Genomic DNA, 6,933 nt, shown 5'->3' with positions numbered 1-6,933 from the left:
CTGATCAGATCGTAGGTTCTTGATTTAGTTCCATTGAATTACGCAACAAAGCCGATCAAGACGGCAAAGTTGTTGGCAATTTTTTGTTTGAGTATTATCGCTCGCTACGGCTGAACAAAAATTTTGAATACAGTCATGTTTTAGTGAAATTTCCTAGAGGTAAGACTGTAAATGCCAGTGCGTTATTTTCGAAAGAGCATCAATTAAAGCAATCGCTTGTCATGAAATATGGCGTGATTCTCTCGCTATTTATATTGGCGAGCGCAATATCGTTAGTTTATGTTTATTATGTTTGGCCGATAAAGCGATCTAAAACACTATTTATGACGTGCTATATAGTGTTGTTTTCTATGTTTTATATTTACAAGTTTGGGTTTTTATGGGATGGGTATGATGATAAAGGAACCTACGTTATAAATTTTTTTAGAAGCGACTACTGGTTCGTTTCTTATTCTTTATCTTTAGTTTGTGTGTATTTAATGCTTGTTTTTTCAAGTTGCGATAGAATAAATACAAAGCACTTACTGATTTGTTCTTCATTTGTGTTTCTACAGTTCTTTTCAGTTTATATAAACTTTGACGTCATTGTTGGGTTTTTAATTAGCACTATCCTTGCAGCCGTTGTTATAGCATTTTGTTTGATATCAAAAGAAGTTAATAATAAAGTTCAAATAATAATTAGCTATCTTTCGTGTTTTATTATGTCTGTGGTGGTTCTTGAATCATCAATGACTATTTCATTCATACCTGAGTATTATTATTTAATACAGGCGCTATTCTACTTGTCTCATGCTTCTTTTGTATTAGCATGTGTTTACGATCTTGGAGAATTAAGAGTTATTAATTTGGGCGATTATAAGAAATTGTTGTCTAATTCTGATAAAGATTTCATGACAGGGTTGTATAATCGAAAATCCATAGAATATAAAAAGGTCATTGAGAGTTCTCGGTGTTATTATTATATTGATGCAAATCAATTGAAGTTTCTCAATGATAGTCAAGGTCACCATGTAGGTGATCGAATGATAATAAATTTAGCTATGCGCTTCAAAAAAATAGCCGCACAAGGCATAGGGAAGGCGTATAGAGTCGGTGGCGATGAATTTGTATTAATTTGCCAAACGTCGGTTTCCAAGGAGTTACTTGAATATTTGTTGGAACAGAACCTCACCCAAGAAACAGAAAACGCTCTAAGCTTTAGTTTTGGCCGTTATCGAAGTGGTCCTAATGAATCTGTCGAAGATTGTATTTACAAAGCTGAATACTGTTGCCGTAAAGCAAAGTCAAACAATGAATCTTACCAAGACTGGCAGCAACAAGACGGGGTCATGCTCTATAGCTTACCGAATCTTAGAATAGAAGCAGTTGAATTACTTAACTCGGATAGGTTGCTTTGCTTTGCTCAAAAAATTCATTCTTTAAAGGGTGTTGCTTCGAGCTATGAGCTACTGTGTCGTTTAAAAATGGAAGACGAAGAGGGGCGTGAAAAAATCGTTTCTGCTGGTGAATTGCTCGATGTTGTAGCCTCTCATGGGCTTGAGAAGGAGCTCGATTCTCGTATGCTTACTTACGCAATTGGCTTACTTGAGCATTATTCAACTATTCAATTGTCATTAAACTTCTCAGTTAAAACCATTTTCGATATGAGTGTTATCGATCGTTTATGTCATCTACCCCCTTATATCCGTTCCCGTTTATGTGTTGAAGTGACTGAGCTTGTTTTTTATCGTGCAGATGAGAAGTTTCGAAAAATAGTAGAGCGACTACAACACCACCAGATAATAGTTGCCTTAGATGATTTTGGTTCAGGTTATTCATCGTATTCAATTTTATCTGAAGGCTGTTTCGATACGATCAAGCTTGATGGTTCGCTTGTTGAAAATATTAACAGTTCTGATTTTAAGAAAAAAATGGTGCACTCATTAGTTGAGTTGGCAGAAATGAGCCAAACTAAAGTGGTTGCAGAACGTGTTGAAACAATTGAAGAGTTAAGAACTTTAGAAACGCTAGGTATTGACTTTATTCAAGGCTTTTATATTCATAAGCCAACTTTAGCCATTGAGCTTTTTGATAATATGGCTAAAGAGGCGCGGGAATCAGAAAAAGCTGAGCGCAATCTAATTTGTGGTTTAACAAGTTAACTCATGTGTGGTCATTAGAATGTGAATAAAAGGAGTATCGATACTCCTTTTATTAATTCTGTTGATTATTGGGATTCTATTGCTTCAGTTCATCTTCGAATATCTTGTCTCTCATTTTCCAAAAGCGCCCGACTTTACGTGCAATGACGAATTGAGGTGGGCGGAATCGATGTTGGTGAGCGACCACTTTCGTTGGTGAAGCTTCTTCAAACGGTCTGTGTCTGTCTGCAAGGTGAGGGCGAACAAACTGATCCTTAAAGTTCTGTTTCTGTTTCTTGGTGGTTAATGACCAAAACTCATGCACTTGTGCTTGGTTTTCTCCACGGTAAGTGACCTTAAGCTGCGACTTGCCTTTTTCGTCCTTGAGAACGTTAAGGTCCATTTCTAAACACTCAAACACCAACGCATCTTTGAGGTTTAACGCTTCCTTAAGCTTTTTATCTGGGTCGACCAAGGTGGCATCACACTCATGACAAATGCGCGCGGCAATGTCGTTGTCAGCGCCGCATTCACCACAATACTTAGCACGAAAACGATAGTTACAGTGCTCGCGTTCGCCCGTGTCTTCATCGGTAAAGTAGCCTTGGCATTTACGGCCAAAGTGTTCGAGTAAGAAGCCGTTGCTGTCTAGCTTGCCCCAGAAGTTATTATTGAAGCCGCAAGCAGGGCAGGGAATAGTGATGATTTCACTGTCTGAGTCAGGCTTTGGGTCTCCGACCTCTGGTTGGTAAAGGTCGTAACTGTTGCCCGCATAGTCGAGCACTAAACACTCTTTTTTACCCGGAGATAGGCGTAAGCCACGGCCAACGATTTGTTGGTACAAGCTAATAGATTCTGTTGGGCGCAAAATCGCGATTAAATCCACATGGGGCGCATCAAAACCTGTGGTTAATACCGACACGTTAACCAAGAACTTGATTTTACGTTCCTTGAAATCACTGATGATTTGGTCACGTTCGAGTGTCGGTGTGTCGCCGATTACAATTGAAGCTTCACCTTCGGGCAGTAAACCAAGGATCTCTTGTGCGTGTCGAACGGTGGCTGCAAATACCATGATGCCGAGTTTGTCTTTGGCCAGCTCAATAATTTGGTCGACAATTTGCGGGGTAGCACGCTTCGATTGCTCAATCACCATATCGAGTTCTGATTCTTTGTAGCGGCCTGTACTTGCAGGTTTTAGCTGTGAAAAGTCATAACTCAATACTGGCGCATCGATCATGCGTGCTGGTGTTAGAAAGCCTTCGTCCAACAAATAACGAATCGGCAGTTCGAAAATACAGTCTCTGAAAAATCTCGGCTCTTCAGAACGCACTTGGCCACGTGTGTGATATTGGTAAAGCCACCCCATACCAAGACGATAAGGCGTCGCGGTCAATCCAAGCACCTTGATGCCCGAATTATTCTCGCGCAAGTGAGTGATCACTTTTTGGTAGCTACTGGTCTTTTCATCGGGAACACGGTGGCATTCGTCGATAACCAATAATGAGAACTGATTGGAGAATGAGTCAAGGTTGCGAACCACGGATTGAACTGAAGCAAACACCACTTGTTGGTCTGTCTCTTTACGCCCTAAACCGGCAGAGAAAATTGAACCTTTTAGCCCATAACCTTCATACTTTTCATGGTTTTGCTCAACGAGCTCTTTTACGTGCGCAAGCACTAGAACACGACCTTTAGCGAGCCTTGCTAACTCTGCAATCACCAGGCTTTTTCCTGCGCCTGTAGGCAATACAAGAACAGCCGGTGTTTGGTGTTTTCTGAAGTAATGAATCACTGATTTTACTGAGTCAGCTTGGTACGGGCGGAGTGTATACATATCGTGTCTTGTAAAATGAAAAACAAATAGTGTGAAATAGCTCAACTAATTGAGCAAAGGTGACTATAATACCCGACTTAGATTAGTTGAGGTATTCATGCGTTTAGATAAATTTCTGTGCGATGCGTTAGGCGTCACTCGAAGAGAAGCAACACACTTATTAAAATCAAAAGCAGTGACAGTAAATGATGTCATTCAAAAAAGCGGCTCACTTAAGGTAACTGAAGAGTGCGTTGTGGAATGGCAAGGCAATGAACTGAATGTTCACGGCCCGCGTTACATCATGCTTTACAAGCCAGAAGGCTTTGTTTGTTCGCATGAAGATGGTTCAAATCGCACTGCGTTTGAATTACTCGATGAAATCAAAATGGACAAGCTGCACTTTGCAGGTCGTTTAGATGTTGATACAACGGGTCTTGTCTTAATGACAGACGACGGTAAGTGGTCTCACCGTATCACATCGCCAAAGCACAAGTGCGAGAAGATGTACCGAGTGTGGTTGGTTGAACCTGTTGAAGACGATTACGTTGAAAAGTTCAAAGAGGGCATCCAGCTTAAGAGCGAAGACGGCCTAACACTTCCAGCACACCTTGAAGTACGTGCAGAGCGTGAAGTGTTGCTAACGATTCACGAAGGCAAATACCACCAAGTAAAACGCATGTTTGCAGCACTTGGTAACAAGGTAGAAGCACTGCACCGTGAACGTATTGGTGAAATCGAGATGGACGAGTCTTTAGAGTTGGGTGAATACCGTTACCTAACACAAGAAGAAGTAGACTCTATCTGGAAGTAATCTTTTCTACCGTAGATGTGGCCGACCAAGGATAGCGTCGGCTGATTATTTTGACTGGTACTAGGACAGTTTCAGCCATTATTACTATATGTTCATGTATGTGTGCGCATATTCGTGTATCACTGTGCGTATTTGTGTATTGCTACGTGTATATTCGTATATTGCTGCGTGCATGCTCGTGTTCACATAGAACTTAGTACTTAGTCGGAGAGTTATGCAAACGTCTACCTCACAGACCCCAAGCTCACAACCACAAACGCCTCAGTTAGGTTGGATGCTATTTTTGGTTTTGGGCGCTATTGGTGCTTTGACACCACTCGCCATCGATATGTACCTACCTGCAATGCCAACGATCGCCAAAGATCTTGGTGTGACAGCAGGGGAAGTGCAAATCACACTTACCGCGTACACCGCAGGTTTCGCTTTAGGTCAGTTGTTACATGGTCCGTTAGCCGACAGTTATGGTCGCAAGCCAGTTCTACTGATTGGTGTGCTCTTCTTTGCGATAGCGTCTGTCGTGAGTGCAACCACTCATGGCATTGAAGCGTTAACGTTAGTTCGTACCGCTCAAGGTTTTGCAGGTGCGGCGGCGGCGGTCATTATCCAAGCGGTTGTGCGTGATATGTTCGACCGTGAAGATTTTGCAAGAACCATGTCGTTCGTTACCTTAGTGATGACGGTTGCGCCATTAATTGCCCCTATGATTGGTGGTTATTTGGCATTGTGGTTCGGCTGGCGTTCAATCTTTTGGGTGTTAGCTATTTTTGCAGTGATTGTGATTCTCGCGGTGATAATCAAAATCCCTGAAACTCTGCCTGTTGAAAATCGTCAACCATTACGCTTTAAAACCACGATTCGTAATTACGCTCGTTTATGTAAAAACTCGACCGCTATGGGCCTAATTTTCTCGGGTGCGTTCTCGTTCTCTGGGATGTTTGCATTCTTAACCGCAGGCTCTTTTGTCTACATTGATGTCTATGGAGTACGTCCTGACCTGTTTGGTTACCTGTTTGGTCTGAACATCGTTGCGATGATTCTGATGACGACAATTAATGGTCGAATTGTTAAGAAGGTTGGCTCTCATACCATGCTGAGAGCCGCGCTGGTCATTCAATTATTAGCTGGCGTCGGTTTACTGGTTGGTTGGTTATTGGATCTCGGGCTTTGGGGTATTGTGCCGTTTGTGATGCTATTTATTGGCACCATTTCTACTATCGGCAGTAACTCTATGGGTCTATTGCTCAGTGGTTATCCAAACATGGCCGGTACGGCTTCATCGCTTGCGGGAACATTAAGATTTGGTACTGGTTCTGTCGTTGGAGCTATCGTTGCGATGCTGCCAAGTGACAGTGCTGGGTCTATGGCTATGGTAATGGCTGCGTGTGCAGTAATGTCAGCGTTACTATATTGGACATTAGGAAAGAAGGCATAATGTCAAAATACTATATTGAAATTCAGAAGTTAGTGAATGATGCATTAGGCGAGCTTTACGCTCTGCACAAAGCAGGCAAAGCGATTGATGCGCCTATTGCGAACAACCTTTATTTAGTTCGTTGGGTAACGAAGGCGATTAAGGCTCAGTCTTATGATCGTGTGATTGTGCCTGACTTGGTTCGCTGGCAGAAACAGGGCCGTTCAAAGGGCAATAACTCTGATTTAACTTTTACCTTTAAACGTATTTCTGCGTTTTACGGACGTTTTTTCCCTGAAGGCGAAGAGCCTAAAGCGCTAAAAGACAGTGATGTTGAAGCGTTCATGGACAAAATGTACGAGATGGGTTGGAGTGTATCAAGTGAAGACGAGCTAACGACTGGCGGCAAGATTCAATTCTTCACCGATGGTGAGCACTCTTTTGCTTTGTGTGGCAAACAGTGTGACGACTCTTTCGACGGTGAGCTGATGGTTAAGCCAATGAACTGGTTTGTTCGTGGTAATCACGCCGAGTTCATTCAAGCAGCGATGGAAGCGGGCTTTATGCTTCACAAAGTGACGGACTATAAGTCTGCGGTGAAGTATCACGGTGAATACATCGTTTACCCTGCTAACCAAGGCAACCAGCTAGCTGAGATCCCAATTAGCGTTATTGGTTAATCTCGTGACAGTTAAAAATATAAAGACCGCCTAAATGGCTAACACTGATCATTTAAGCATTTTCCTGATCAGTTGAACGATCCTACAGATGG

General features: G+C 42.2%; 5 protein-coding genes. 4 read left to right on the top strand and 1 reads right to left on the bottom strand.

Translation table 11 applies throughout. The annotated features are described in order from the left end of the window. Nucleotides 1–83 precede the first annotated feature (83 nt). Nucleotides 84–2,141: a GGDEF domain-containing protein gene (locus AB6E08_RS22340; protein ID WP_372160287.1), complete on the top strand. Its 2,058-nt coding sequence runs from the start codon at nt 84–86 to the stop codon at nt 2,139–2,141. Nucleotides 2,142–2,217: 76 nt separating this feature from the next. On the opposite strand, the gene AB6E08_RS22335 is transcribed toward AB6E08_RS22340, so the two are convergent. Further along, complete coding sequence (locus AB6E08_RS22335) at nt 2,218–3,957, bottom strand: DEAD/DEAH box helicase (protein WP_371703568.1); 1,740 nt, start codon at nt 3,955–3,957, stop codon at nt 2,218–2,220. A 97-nt stretch (nt 3,958–4,054) separates the two neighbouring features. Between AB6E08_RS22335 and rsuA the strand changes: the two genes are divergently transcribed. The 3 genes from rsuA (at nt 4,055) to AB6E08_RS22320 (ending at nt 6,841) form a co-directional block, all read left to right on the top strand. Next, a complete protein-coding gene (rsuA, locus tag AB6E08_RS22330) occupies nt 4,055–4,750 on the top strand; it encodes a 16S rRNA pseudouridine(516) synthase RsuA (protein WP_009847085.1) in 696 nt (231 codons plus the stop codon). Between the two features lie 214 nt (nt 4,751–4,964). Then, the gene (locus AB6E08_RS22325; protein ID WP_017101184.1) at nt 4,965–6,182 is read left to right on the top strand and encodes a Bcr/CflA family multidrug efflux MFS transporter; all 1,218 of its coding nucleotides are present in this window, start codon (nt 4,965–4,967) and stop codon (nt 6,180–6,182) included. Next, entirely contained in the window at nt 6,182–6,841 is a 660-nt protein-coding gene (locus AB6E08_RS22320) for a DUF2913 family protein (protein ID WP_009847083.1), read from the top strand. The genes AB6E08_RS22325 and AB6E08_RS22320 overlap by 1 nt, the downstream gene beginning before the upstream one ends. Nucleotides 6,842–6,933 lie beyond the last annotated feature (92 nt).

This window comes from Vibrio sp. 10N.247.310.24, from assembly GCF_041467175.1.
Classification (GTDB): Bacteria; Pseudomonadota; Gammaproteobacteria; order Enterobacterales; family Vibrionaceae; genus Vibrio; species Vibrio tasmaniensis_A.
Note: the sequence above shows the minus strand (reverse complement) of the source record. Positions and strands in the feature narration are given on the sequence as shown.

What these genes read in the sequence shown, in the direction of transcription:
- AB6E08_RS22335 (WP_371703568.1), bottom strand. Translation starts at nt 3,957, where the DNA reads ATGTATACACTCCGCCCGTACCAAGCTGACTCAGTAAAATCAGTGATT.
- rsuA (WP_009847085.1), top strand. Translation starts at nt 4,055, where the DNA reads ATGCGTTTAGATAAATTTCTGTGCGATGCGTTAGGCGTCACTCGAAGA.
- AB6E08_RS22325 (WP_017101184.1), top strand. Translation starts at nt 4,965, where the DNA reads ATGCAAACGTCTACCTCACAGACCCCAAGCTCACAACCACAAACGCCT.
- AB6E08_RS22320 (WP_009847083.1), top strand. Translation starts at nt 6,182, where the DNA reads ATGTCAAAATACTATATTGAAATTCAGAAGTTAGTGAATGATGCATTA.